Raw genomic sequence first — 12,820 nt, 5'->3', positions numbered from 1 at the left:
TTTTGCTTCTTTGATTTATCAGATGGGTGAGTGGTGACCTAAGTAGCCTCCTCAATAAGTTTCTGCTAAATTTTAGACGCTTTAATCTTTAGAACTGGCAGTCAATTAGAAATAAATTTGAATTGCAAAAATGGACCACTGCCTTCTCAATCCCTGAAAAACTCCCTTAAGATTGCCTTAAATCTCCGCTGCAAAAATCAACCTAAACTCAGATCCTTTGCCTTTTTCACTATCCACTTCTAGACGAATATCAGACTCCAGAGCAAGTTTTTTTACTATTGCCAGCCCTAAACCGAGACCTTGTATCGAACTGCTGGATTCGGAAATCTCTCTATAAAATGGATCAAAAATCTTATCCAATGATTCAGTCGCTATTCCTTTTCCCTCATCTTTGATTGCTATAAAAGGAGCTCCTTCGTGGCTGCCAACCTGCACCTGAATCCGCGTCAATTGATCGGAATACTTCACTGCATTTTGACCGAGGTTATTCAGGATCATTTGCAGGGACTTTTCATTTACCTGCGTAAAAAGTGGTGTAGAAAGATTGGTTTCAACTATGATTTCCCGCCCAGCATCCTTCTGCAGTTGCTGCGCAAAGCTCTGGGTAAAAGAAACTAGTTCAACCTCTTCCCTACTCATTTTGCCCTTCCCTGCTCTAGCCAGCGATAGCAACTGATCGATCATCTCAGACATTCGATCTATACTTCCCAAAGCCATTTTGATCTTCTCGACATATTCCTCCGAAGTCCTGGGCTTACGAATCAACACTTCAAGCGTACCTCTCATCACAGCCAGCGGAGTTCTCAATTCATGCGAAGCATCAGAGGTAAATTGCTTCTCACGAATTAGCGATTGCTCCAGTCTCTCCAAAAGCTCATTAATAGATCGTGTGAGCTGGGCGATTTCATCATTTGGCTCTGCGACAGGAATACGTTCATTGAGGTTACTTTGGGAAATGAGGTTAGTCTTCTGAATGATCTTCTTGATAGGCTGAATACTTTTCCCAGCCAGAAAACGCATAGATAAAAACAAGGAAATCAGAATTCCTGGGTATAAAATCAAAAGTATATTCCGGAGATTAGTAAGCAGTTGTCGGGCATCTTCGAATGACTTTGCAACCAACATATACCCCTCCTGCCTACCTGCATGGTTAAGCGGAATCTGCATTTGGCGTACTTCCCTACTTCCTGTCTTGAGTGTCCAAGCCTCATGGTTTTTTGCGCGGTCAGGATAAAAGCTAAGATGATTCTCTCCCAGATTGGGTGATCTATCCATAGAATTACCCTGCATATCGACAATCTCTATAAAGATCGGATTAAGCTGTATCTGACTGTGTTCCTGCTCCTGCCACTCATCCTTGTGCACAAAACGAATTTCCCCATTCACCAAAAAAATCTGTCCTACATGCTTATCCGTTTCCAGTTTTAACTCCCGGTCTATGCTTTGAATAACGGTAAAATCCACAACGAGATAAATAATCGCAAATACCACGAGCACTATCAATGCTGTGACCAAAGTCAACCTTCTCGCTATTCGTTCTTTGTATGAAACGTTCATAGATCCTTCGCTATATAACCTACTCCACGGATGGTCTGTATGTAATCTTCATTGGTATTAAAATGGAGCTTTTTCCGAAGGGAATTCATGAAAACGTCAATTACCCCTGTATTGTAATCAAAGTGAATGTCCCAAACATCCTCGATAATCTGGGTACGTCGGCAAACCTGATTCTTGTTTTTCATCAGGTATTCCAGCAAAGCAAATTCTTTTTGTGTCAGCTGAATCTCCTCTTCATTTTTAAATACTTGGTGCCTGTCAGTGAAAAGTGTAATAGGTCCAAGGGTATATTTTTCTTCGGAAATAACCTTTGTTCTCAATTGTACCCGGATTCTCTCGAGTAATTCCTCAAAGTGAAACGGCTTCTTTATATAATCATTTGCCCCTGACTGCAGTCCAGTGATGGTCTCCTCTACAGTATCCTTTGCGGTAAGAAAAATGACCGGAGTATCAGGAAATTGCTTTCGGAAATCCCTACACACCTGCACTCCACTTTTCAAAGGAAGCATCCAGTCCAACAGCAAAAGATCATAGTTTCCCGTAAGTGCAAGTTCAAGTCCCTTGACTCCGTTTTCAGCTACATCCACCGAATAGGACTCCTCCTCCAAACCTTGTTTCAAAAAGCTGGAAATTCCCGGTTCATCTTCGACGACTAGAATTCGCATAATTATTTATTTACCACAGAGAGCGCAAAAGTTAGCAAATCAATCTAAGGTCCGTAATTCTAAGACTTAATATTCTCTTAAAGTTTTTCCTATTGCTCGATAATTAGCATTTATAAAGCGAGGATTGAGGATGATTTTGGCGACTCCCCCTTTTCTAAAGTGCAAGGGGGGATTTTCAAAATATCAATCCCGATAATAATTACAGGTTCTGGAGCAACAGGACAACATTAAATCGTACGCTCTGCGAAACCTCTGTTCTCTTAGTGGTAAAAAAAAAGACCTTCCACTCTCAGAAGGTCTTCACTAGCTTATGCCATTTCAGCAACTCTTGGTTGAGCTGGCCTTTTCTTAGTTGGTTTTTTCTTTCTCTTGTTCCACCAGATCAATGTTCCGGTAATCGGCAAAGAAGTAGCAATCAGGCAGGCCACAAACCAAAGGAACTTCGAAAACTGACCGAAGATATCTCCAACGTGCAGTGATTTGATCGATCGTCCAACTTGCTGACGCCAAGGTAAATCTGAGAACAAATTAGCTTCAACAACAGACAAGTCAGTTGAAGACAATGTCAACTGATCTGAACCTGATCTTGCGAAAAACCCTGTTCTGTATTTACTCACGCTGATAGGGTCAGTTGCTTTTGAAGGTAGTGACACACGGATATTTCCCTCGTAGGAAAGCTCTTCATTGGTTCTTGCAAAAATATCTTCAAGGGAAAGTTCCGCAGGGTTATTTTCTACTGTTTCGATAATTTCAGCAATCGGTTCGGGCTTTTGCTTCCCGGCAGTTTCACCCTTAGGCGTAGGCTCCTGATAAGTATCCCAAGTTTTTTGCCATCCTTCTCTGTACCATTCGTAGGACCAGAAAGGCCCGGTAGCTCCCATTATAAAGAGAAAGATCATCGAATAAAATGCGAGTGTATTATGGAGATCATGGTTTACCCGTTTCCAGTTTCCAGACCATTTTATCTTTAATCCCTGCTTCCAGCTTTTCACTTTATTAGGCACCCAAATCACAATACCGGTAATCACTCCAAGAAGAAAAAGTAAGGTTGTCACGCCATTTATGAACCTGCCCAAGTCACGGTTCCCCATACTTTCGAGTATTGGTGTCTCAATTCTATCCAATAAAAACCATCTGTGAAGGCTGAACATATAACCCATAAATTCGCCGGTGGCAGTTTTATCAGAACTGTTGCCTATAATCTCCGCAGTGTATGGATTTACATAATAAGTGCTTCCTCTTCCCTCTTCTCCTTCCTTTTTCAAAGTAAACTGAACGCTACGATCCGCTTCTTCATTCCACATCACTGCTACTACATTCGATGCAGCTGCTACCTCAAGCTCAGACTTTAATTGATCGGGTGACATTCTATTTCCAGATGCCTCTACGAAGTATAGCTCTGAATCCATAAACTCCCGGATCTCAGTATTATACACATATATAGTCCCACTTAGGCAGACGGCTATGACCACCAAACCGGAAATTAACCCAGCATATAGATGTATTTGGTCAAAAATATTTCGGACACTTTTCCAGGCAGTGGATTTCTTTGGCTCCATTAATATGGTCAGTTATAAGGAAATAGGGATTTCTACAGTGGCAAAAATAAGAGAAGATTTTTATTATTTAGATTTAATCTAATAAAGAGTTATAAAAAAAATCAGCTTCACAGTCAATGGAAGATTAATAGATGACATGTTTTGATCACCTAACAAATGGTAAAAGTGAGACCAAAAATATTAGTATTCTGATTTACAGTTAGTTAAAACGTAAATCGTAGATGATCATCCTACAAATCAAATTTTAACCCAGTATTCTAATTTTTTGATACTTTTTTTCTAATTGTTATTTTATTTGAAACTAGTTTTTGATATTTTAACAGAAATTATCTGAATTTAAGAATATATAATACCCTACTTTTTAAATTTCTGTAAATTTCTTAGAGCAACAATAAGTAAATGACTCATGCTGGAAAAATTGTTTAATGAAGAGGAAATTATTGAAAGAATCAAAAATGGTGATGAATCAGCATTTATAGAAGTCTATGATTTCTTCTGGAAGCGTCTATTCAATTTTGGCTACAATAAACTTGGAAAAAGAGAAATCGTGGAAGGTATAGTCCAAGAGGTGTTTATAGATTTTTGGACCAAGAGGTCGAAAAATAAAATTCACACCTCACTTTCCTCTTACTTGTTCACAGCTGTGAACTATCGCATTATCAATCAATACAAATCCCAGCTCATTAGGGAAAAATATTCGGAGCAGGAAAAATCCAAAGGAGTTCAGAAAAGTTCTGCAGCTGATGAAAAGACTCTCTACAATGACCTGAAGTCAAACATAAAAAAGGTAGTTAAGGAATTTCCTCCACAGCGCAAAAAAGTGTATGAACTACGATTTAATAAAGGGCTCAGCTACTTGGAGATATCACAAGACTTGGAAATATCGGTCAGTACAGTAGAAAAGCATCTTATACGTGCACTGAAAGACATCCGTGTAAACCTAAAAGAGTTTACCCTCTCCTTTTTAAGCTATTTGATAGCCGACCCTCTAATTGAAATCATGAACCTCACTAACTATTTCAATTAGAGCAATTCCACTTTAGCCTAGTCTTCACAAACTATTTATTTTACAATCCATAGGTGCATTTTTGTAAAAAATCAAAATCATGGGTTTAAAATTGATAAATACTTCAATAAAAATGAATAAATTGAAAAAAACAGGTTTATTTTTAATTCACAATGGAGGATAATTTTGTTTGAATTGACATATAAGGTATAACGAACTAGTTATGACAAACGGATACTCCAATTTATTTGATGATGAGGAAAAAGAAATTCCTGCCGGGCCTAATAGCTCGTTCGAACCGGACTTTGTGGGTCAAATGGAGAAAGAAGAACAGCAGGCGCTGAGAAAGAAAATATTGGGGGAAATAAAGTCAGGAATTATAAAACATGAGCAAAAAACTAAAAGGAGAATAAAGGTTCTCCATTATTCAAAAGTAGCTGCCTGTATTTTGATATTATTTTCATTAAGTCTCGGACTATGGCAAGCATTGGATCTAAAAGAGAAGAAATATCAAACGGGAGCAAATGAGACATTGCTGATAGAGCTGCCAGACGGATCTACAGCATTTTTGAATTCCAATTCTGTATTGACCTACTCATATTATTGGGTTACGGGATTTAATAGGAAAGTTGAGCTGACAGGAGAGGCGTATTTCAGTATTGCCAAGGATGAAGATCAGCGATTTGTCATCAATGAAGGAGAAGTAATGGAAGTCGAGGTTTTTGGAACTGAATTTAACTTTAAAAACCAACATCCAATCCACAAATTAACTCTTCTGGAAGGCAGTGTAAAACTTGGATATCAAAATGAGGAAGGAAATACAAATCGTATGGTAACTCCAGGTGAAACCATCAAACTCAATTTGGAGAGCCATCAGTTAGAAACAAAAACAGTTACTGAACCCCGGAAACTTCTTGCATGGCAGGAAAGAAAGCTAAAAATGAAAAATGAAAGCCTTGAAGATGTGCTGAGCATCGTGACCGAACTGTACGATTTAGAATTAATTGATCAAAAAATACCACCAACCAACCACCTTATCTCAGGAAGCTTACCACTAACCGACAATCCAAATGAAGTAATCGAAAACATGGAGGTGCTTTTTGGTACCAAGATGCAATTAGAACAGAATTTAATACGAGTACAATAGAATACAGCCTGCTTTTCGGCCGGATCGCAAGCAACAGTTTTAGTAAAAGTAAATAATAGTAAGAGCAAAAGCTTTTGGCCATTACCATAAGCGAAAGTAAGCTAGTGAGGTCTTTGTATTTACCATATAGAGACCTATGAATGATTAGCAATTGACCCAAAATGAAGTACGAGTTATCATTCTAACCACTAACCAATCAATCTATGCTCATCAAATTTACCCGTTACCTGTTGGTTGCAGGGGTGACAGGAGTGCTTACACTCCCACCTTCCGCGAAAGGCCAATCTCTCACACAGTACGCCAAAGGCTCAGCCACCGAACAAAAGTTGGACAAGAACAATCTGGAATCAACACTAAAAGAACTGGAAGATCTATATGCTATATCTATCGCATATCCTTCCTCGCTTGTGGATTCTGAGACAAAAATCCCTGCTGCTATCAACTCCAAGCTTTCAGCTGAGGAAAATTTGCAGAGAATTTTGAAGGGGAGTGAGATTAACTATAGAAAAGGATCAGGCAACTTTTACATGCTTGAAAAATCACGAAATAAAGACATTGAACCAGCTACCACATCTAATTTTTCTTTTCAAATACCAAGCAGTTCTACAGAGAAAATAGAAAGGACCATTCAGGGAGTAGTACTTGATGAAGATGAGGTTCCAATTCCCGGGGCAAGTATTCTCATCAAAGGAACGATGAACGGGGTTGTCACAGACATTGACGGAAAATTTACCCTCACACTTCCCGATGATAGTTCAGATGCAATCTTGACGGTTTCTTTCATTGGATTTACTACACAAGAAATAACCGTTGGTGCGATCTCTAATTTCACCATAGAATTAGTCTCATCCGATTTGGCATTGAATGAAGTAGTAGTTACTGCATTTGGACTAGAGCGTGATAAAAAGGCTCTTGGCTACTCCACACAAAGTGTAGACGGAAATGCTTTAACAGAATCCCGTCCAAGTAATGTTGCGAATAGCCTCTCAGGACGTGTGGCAGGTGTACAGGTTACCGGAAATTCCATGCCTGGAAGTGGTGCTCATGTGGTAATTAGAGGTTCATCATCCGTGGCAGGAAATAACCAGCCGTTGGTAGTAGTGGACGGGGTTCCACTCGAACAAACCTCCAGCAGACAATATGGCAATGGGCTATCTGAAATAAGTCCTGACAACATCAAAGAAATGACCATCCTAAAAGGCGCTACAGCAGCTGCTTTGTATGGATCTCGCGCGGCTAATGGCGTCATCATGGTCACCACAAAAAATGGAGCTGGCACTAAGGGAATCGGGATTGAATTCAACAGTAACATGACTTTTGATAATCCATTGGTAAAGCCTGACTTCCAAAACACCTATGGAGGCGGATCTGGCTACCGCACTTGGTATGTAGACGGAAGAAACGGGTTTGACGCTGACGGCATTCGTGGTACGGCAGGTGTAGATGAAAGCTGGGGTGCACCAATGGATGGCAGCCTAGTTCCACTTTGGTATTCAGCACCGGAAAGGGTGGCGCTTTTACCACAGCCTAATAACTGGGAAGACTTCTGGGAAACTGGCCATAGTTTTTCCAATACGATAGCGCTCTCCGGAGGAAATGATCAGGGAAGTTTCCGTGTAGCTATCGGTAGATTAGATCAGACAAGTATCATGGCTGATAACGATTATTACAGGAATAATTTTAAGATAAACACGTCCTACAAATTTATCCCAAAGCTTCAAATGAGCGTGAATGCTGAATACGTCAAGTCAGGCTCAGACAACAGGGGATTTACAGGAAGTCAGGACTTTATTTGGGCTCATAGACATACTGATTATACTAAGCTTAAAAACTGGGAGGACTATTACGATATCCAACGCCAAACCTTTAGACCTGGAGATGACTATCCATATGCCAACTGGCAGCACGAATACTTTTCCAATCCATTTTTCAACCAAAAGTATCTTCCAAACTCAAATGAAAAGGACCGCTTAGTAGGGAGCATTGCGCTGAACTACGAGATAAATGAAAACTTCAGCATCATGGCTAGGTCAGGAACTGACTATTGGAGTGATACCAGAATCAACATTAGCAGCGCTGAGAGTTTTAAGAATAATGTAAAGAGATTTGGGTCTTATTCTGAATCTGTTCTGAACAGTCAAGAGACAAACAGCGACGTTATCCTGACTTTTGACAAAGACTTGACCCAAAGACTTTCGTTGAAAATTCAGGCAGGAGCAAACAACAGAGTCAACAATTATAAAAGCACTTCTGTAAGTGTTGGCCAATTAACTATAGACGGACTTTACAACTTAGGCAACTATGCCAGCCCTGTCACCCCTTCCAGTACAATTAGAAAGCAAGTAGTAAACAGCGTATTTGGTTCGGCACAATTTGGCTACAATAATTACCTGTTTCTGGATGTGACAGGTCGAAATGACTGGTCCAGCACACTTCCTACCAATCACAATTCATTCTTCTATCCATCCGCAGCCTTAAGCGCAGTTTTGACGGACATCTTTGATATACAGTCAGGGGTTCTTTCGTTCGCAAAAATCAGAGGAAGTATAGCACAGGTAGGTAATGACGCCGATCCATATTTACTAAATCAAGTCTATACCTCAGAAGGGCTTTGGGCAGGAACAACACCTACGTATGCAGAATCGAATGAAATAGCCAACAGATCCCTAAAGCCTGAAATTACCACAGGTAAAGAAATTGGTTTGGATCTGAGGTTTTTTGAAGGTCGGGCAGGAATCGACTTCACTTACTATTACCAATCCACAGTAAACCAAATTCTCGCAGTATCCATCTCAACTGCATCTGGATATAGTAGTCAAATTCTAAATGCAGGTGAAATCACAAATCAGGGGATTGAGCTAACGATTAATGCTACTCCTATAAACACAGCTTCTGGATTTAGCTGGTACACTGCATTTAACTTCGCCAGAAACCGTAACAAGGTAGTTGAGCTGGCAGAAGGTTTGGAAAACTACATTTTAGGCACACAAAATTCGCTAACCTCTGAAGCAAGAGTTGGCCAGCCCTATGGTTCACTTTACGGAAGAAGGTATCTGAGAAGCCCTGAAGGAGAACTCATCTACAACAACGGACTTCCTGTATTGGAAGAAGGCACTTACATTTTGGGAAATATCCAGCCTGATTGGATTGGCGGATGGACCAATTCATTCGCATTTAAAGGCCTGGAGCTTAACACGTTGATAGACATGAAAATGGGAGGCGATATTTTCGATGTGGGTACGGGACTCGCAAGAAAGACCGGACAATATGCAGAGACTGCAATAGGGCGTGAAGAAGGTATAATAGGCAAAGGAGTGATGAATGTAGGGACCGCAGAAGAACCTGTGTATGTACCCAACGATGTAATCGCGAGTGCAGGAACATTCTGGAATGCTCAGAATCCGCGCACCTATCATGAATCAGGAATTTTTGATGGGACTTATGTAAAGCTAAGAGAACTGTCTTTGGGCTATGTTTTCCCGAAAAACTTCATGGGCAATAAGTTCATCCAAACTATGAAGCTTTCTTTCGTAGGTCGGAATTTGGCAATCCTATACAAAAACCATCCTCACATGGACCCTGAAGTAGACGGAAAAGGTGGAAACGGCCAGGGTTTTTCCTATGGCGAAATGCCTTCCACCCGGAATTTGGGATTCAATCTTAATGTGACATTCTGACCTATCCATCAACCAATTAAGAACTTATCATGCAAAGAATATATATATCTTCCATAGCACTACTTCTCCTGGTTTTTGGCACGATGACTTCCTGTACCAAAGACTTTGAAGAAACTAATACGGATCCAAACAATCCGGTTTCTATTTCCCCGTCACTTCTTTTGCCTAATGCTCTCCAAGTAACTGTGGATAGATATTGGGGACACAGCACTCGATATGAAAGACTAAATATTGATGCGGCAATGTGCTGGATACAGCATCTTTCACGAAACATCTATATTAATGCGGAAGGCGATAGTTATGAGATCCCACTTACTATATCATCCGGCACTTGGAATAATCTCTACCGAGAATCATTGATCAACTTTGAAAGGATGAAATCCTTATCTGCTCCCGGCGCAACCTACGAAAACACCAATTATGTGGGTATAGCCATGGTCATGCAGTCATTTGCTTATGCTTATCTAACCGATGTTTTTGGGCCTATTCCTTATTCTGAAGCACTAAAAGGAACAGCGGAAGAAGCTATAAACTCTCCAAGATATGATTCCCAGGAAGAAGTTTATGCTGGAATTCTTGCCGATCTGACAGAAGCAAATGATCTTCTATCTACTTCAGGACCAGCAGTAGTGGGAGATATTATGTTTAACGGAGACATCATGAAGTGGAAACGTTTTGCAAACTCACTTGCTCTTAGGATAGCAAATAGGCAAGCTTCTAAAAAGCCGGCAGAAACCCAGGCGATAATGAAGCAAATACTATCAGACCCCGCTAAGTACCCAATAATCGAGAGCAATTCCCAGACAGCAGAATTACATCATTTTGATGTAATAGGAAGCAGAAATAAAATGTTTGATGTGTTTTCCACACGGTCTGACTGGAATATAAGCTCTACACTTATTGACAAACTACTCGCTCTTGATGACGAGCGTATCTCTGTTTATGCACAGCCTCTGGCGGATGGTTCCTACGCAGGACTTCCAAACGGGTTGACGGATGCTGCAGCCGGCACATACAACGCTTCGCGAATCGGACTAAAATATCTGGATCCTACTGCACCAAGTGTCTTGTTGACTTATGCCGAAGTAGAATTCATCAAAGCAGAGGCAGCCCTCGATGGAGATATTGATGGGGATGCTGCTGAGTTCCTAGAGAGTGCTATCAAAGCATCGTTCCAGCAGCAAGGATTAGTGATGCCGAGTGATTACATGACTAGAATCGGAGGAGTAACCAAGGAAAGCATCATGACACAAAAATGGATCGCTCTCTTTGGACAGGGAGTAGAAGCCTGGAATGAATACCGAAGAACGGGGTTTCCAGTGATGCCCGCACCAAATCAAAATGCAGTCTTTTCAAACGATGGAATCCTTCCCACCAGGATAGAATATCCTACTTCAGAATATTCTCTGAACAAGGCAAACCTAGACGAAGGCGTCAGTAAACTAGGCGGGTCTGACAATATGAGAACTCCACTTTGGTGGGTAGAGTAACAGTAAATCGTATCTCCAAAACTCAACTGAAATACATATGAAAAAGTCATTTAATATATACTTAGTACTGGCCGTCATCGCCACCCTTTCCTTCACACAGTCCTGTGTGGATGCCGATGAACTCACCACACCGAATGTGGCATCTCCGGTCTTGGTTTTACTGGAAGGAACATCTTTTCCGTCATCATCCCCTGTCACGGTAGGATCCAGATTCCTGGAACTTGACAAAACAAATATTCTGGATAACACCCAAGGGATTGACTCAATTCCTGTTTCCAACCTGGACATTGCTGTATTCATCAACAATACTGACGAAGTAGCAAGACTAGTAACAGATACTGATGGCAATGCTGATTTGATAGTGTCCTGGGCTGATTTGGGGCTGCCGGAAGCGCAAAGCGGCAGTCAGGTACGTCTTGAATTTACTGGAAAGTACAAAGAAGTTGCCTTCAGAAAATACCACACAATACGAGTCGATTAACACTCAAAATTATTATTACAAAACCAAAAATTATTCCTTTAAATCTTACAAAAACAGTTATGAATCATTCTATTAACAGACGAAATTGGATCAAATCCAGCCTTATGGCAATGGGAACCATGGCACTTGCTCCTGCTTTTGCTCTCCCAAAAAACAAAGCACTAGCGGCCTATCAGCCTGACTCTATTCTAAATGAGCACATCCCGATGTTCAAATATGACGAAGCACGGATAGTAGCGAAATTAAATGCTAATGAGAATCCCTATGGACCTTCTCCGAAGGTGATCAAAGCTATTTCCGAATCCATTTCGCTAGGCAATAGATATGGTCACGGAGAAGCAAAGGTACTTCTTGACATGATCGCCGAAAAAGAAGGCGTATCTCCGGATCACATCATGCTATCACCTGGATCTTCTGACATCTTAGAAAAAGTAGCATTTGTACAGTTTATGAATGGCGGTAATGTAGTATCTGCAGATCCTTCTTACATGTCTTTGATGAATACTGCCCAAAAGCTTGGTGCAACATGGAAGCCTACTCTTTTGACAGGTGATTTCCAGCATGACCTTGACGCTATGGAAAAAGCTGTAGATGCAGAGACTAATTTGGTTTACATATGTAACCCAAACAATCCTACAGGATCTATTACAGATGCCACCAAACTCAAAGCATTCTGCTCAACCGTATCCGAAAAAACTCCAGTGTTTGTAGATGAGGCATATCTGGAATTTTTGGAAAACCCAGAAGAAAGTTCAATGGTAGGATTGATCGCAGAAGGTAAAGATGTAATCGTAGCAAGGACCTTCTCTAAAGTTCACGGAATGGCAGGACTTCGAATAGGATACATGGTGGCTCAACCAGAGCGTATTGAGAGTATCACATCTATGGTAAGAAGTACTATGGGACTTTGCGTCACTTCTCTTAACGGAGCTATTGCCAGTATGAAAGATCCAGGGTTCATCACCAGCTGCAGAAATATGAACAGTGAATGTAGAGAATATACCAAAGGTGAGATCGCTTCACTTGGATACGATATCATTCCTTCACACACCAGTTTTATGATCTTCCCATTACGCATGGAAGGACAGCCATTTATGAAAGGAATGTATGATAGCGGAGTAGGCATCAGAGTATTCAACATCGACAAAAAACCGTGGTGCCGAGTGAGCATGGGAACAATGGACGAAATGGAAATTTTCGTCGATGCTTTCAAAAAAGTAACAGCTTAAGATTATTAA

General features: G+C 40.7%; 9 protein-coding genes. 6 read left to right on the top strand and 3 right to left on the bottom strand.

Going from position 1 to position 12,820, the window contains the following annotated elements; all coding sequences use genetic code 11:
- Positions 1–177 precede the first annotated feature (177 nt).
- The 3 genes from AACZ73_RS19140 to AACZ73_RS19130 form a co-directional block, all read right to left on the bottom strand.
- On the bottom strand, positions 178–1,557 hold the full coding sequence (locus tag AACZ73_RS19140; protein WP_339880371.1) for an ATP-binding protein: 1,380 nt from the start codon (positions 1,555–1,557) through the stop codon (positions 178–180).
- A complete protein-coding gene (locus tag AACZ73_RS19135; protein WP_339880370.1) occupies positions 1,554–2,222 on the bottom strand; it encodes a response regulator transcription factor in 669 nt (222 codons plus the stop codon). The genes AACZ73_RS19140 and AACZ73_RS19135 overlap by 4 nt, the downstream gene beginning before the upstream one ends.
- Positions 2,223–2,530: 308 nt before the next feature.
- A complete protein-coding gene (locus AACZ73_RS19130) occupies positions 2,531–3,781 on the bottom strand; it encodes a PepSY-associated TM helix domain-containing protein (RefSeq protein ID WP_339880369.1) in 1,251 nt (416 codons plus the stop codon).
- 406 nt (positions 3,782–4,187) lie between these two features.
- Here AACZ73_RS19130 and AACZ73_RS19125 point away from each other — a divergent pair, with 406 nt between their 5' ends.
- The 6 genes from AACZ73_RS19125 (at position 4,188) to AACZ73_RS19100 (ending at position 12,811) form a co-directional block, all read left to right on the top strand.
- Positions 4,188–4,808, top strand: a complete 621-nt coding sequence (locus AACZ73_RS19125) for an RNA polymerase sigma-70 factor (protein WP_339880367.1) — start codon at positions 4,188–4,190, stop codon at positions 4,806–4,808.
- Positions 4,809–5,010: 202 nt separating this feature from the next.
- The gene (locus AACZ73_RS19120; RefSeq protein ID WP_339880366.1) at positions 5,011–5,934 is read left to right on the top strand and encodes a FecR domain-containing protein; all 924 of its coding nucleotides are present in this window, start codon (positions 5,011–5,013) and stop codon (positions 5,932–5,934) included.
- Between the two features lie 203 nt (positions 5,935–6,137).
- Positions 6,138–9,611 carry a SusC/RagA family TonB-linked outer membrane protein gene (locus AACZ73_RS19115; RefSeq protein ID WP_339880364.1) on the top strand — a complete coding sequence of 1,158 codons (3,474 nt, stop codon included), beginning with the start codon at positions 6,138–6,140 and terminating at the stop codon, positions 9,609–9,611.
- 29 nt (positions 9,612–9,640) lie between these two features.
- Positions 9,641–11,101 (top strand): SusD/RagB family nutrient-binding outer membrane lipoprotein, encoded by a 1,461-nt coding sequence (locus tag AACZ73_RS19110; RefSeq protein WP_339880363.1) that lies wholly within the window; start codon positions 9,641–9,643, stop codon positions 11,099–11,101.
- A gap of 37 nt (positions 11,102–11,138) precedes the next feature.
- The gene (locus AACZ73_RS19105) at positions 11,139–11,582 is read left to right on the top strand and encodes a hypothetical protein (RefSeq protein WP_339880361.1); all 444 of its coding nucleotides are present in this window, start codon (positions 11,139–11,141) and stop codon (positions 11,580–11,582) included.
- A gap of 59 nt (positions 11,583–11,641) precedes the next feature.
- Positions 11,642–12,811 carry an aminotransferase class I/II-fold pyridoxal phosphate-dependent enzyme gene (locus tag AACZ73_RS19100; protein ID WP_339880360.1) on the top strand — a complete coding sequence of 390 codons (1,170 nt, stop codon included), beginning with the start codon at positions 11,642–11,644 and terminating at the stop codon, positions 12,809–12,811.
- The last annotated feature ends 9 nt before the right edge of the window (positions 12,812–12,820 follow it).

This window comes from uncultured Algoriphagus sp., from assembly GCF_963974835.1.
Classification (GTDB): Bacteria; Bacteroidota; Bacteroidia; order Cytophagales; family Cyclobacteriaceae; genus Algoriphagus.
Note: the sequence above shows the minus strand (reverse complement) of the source record. Positions and strands in the feature narration are given on the sequence as shown.